The following is a 601-nucleotide window of genomic DNA, read 5'->3' on the forward strand; positions in this document are numbered from 1 at the left end:
TACGGTTAGCTGGTTGGAATCGTTTAGGTTTAGCGTTACCCTTAGCGCCCCAAAAACACTGGTGATCATAATGAACTACGCAATTGAATTTCACGACGCTAATTACCCTTTTCTGAACGTTGCCGCGCGTAAAAAATCGCTAAAGCACAGTTTACTGTCTGTCGTAAGCGGATTAGCGATCATCAAATTGGGTAAGCAAGAGTATGCCATTGAACCCGGCCAGTATTTTTGGATTCCTCAAGGATGTTTGAGCTCACTCACTTTTTTACCTAACACTCATGTCCATCGTTGTGATTTTTCTGTGCGTTTGAATGATGCATTTGCTCAACAGGCCGGTTTTATCAAACCATCAATTTTGCTGAAAGCCTTAATTGAAAAGTTGGCGAAGACGGAGACGCGTTCTGATATCCAGTTAGATTTGCTCGCAGTGGTTAAACACGAAGTACTGGCGATTTCACCAAATCTATCAAACTCGGCACTCAGCCAAGCAATCAATCAGTGGAAGCCAGGATGCGAAGCTCGCATTTCGAGAGAGCTTTGTTTGGTGCTTACGCTGCGCTCTCGCATTTCGAGAGAGCTTTGTTTGGTGCTTACGCTGCGC

Annotated in this window: 1 protein-coding gene; it reads left to right on the plus strand. The window is 44.8% G+C overall.

Features of this window, described 5'->3' with window-relative positions:
* Nucleotides 1-70 precede the first annotated feature (70 nt).
* Nucleotides 71-601, plus strand: a 531-nt coding sequence (locus tag R7Z49_RS26285; protein ID WP_318112601.1) for an AraC family transcriptional regulator, incomplete at its 3' end; no start/stop codon positions are given.

This window comes from Vibrio sp. 1562 (genome assembly GCF_033340155.1).
In the GTDB taxonomy this organism is placed as follows: Bacteria; Pseudomonadota; Gammaproteobacteria; order Enterobacterales; family Vibrionaceae; genus Vibrio; species Vibrio alginolyticus.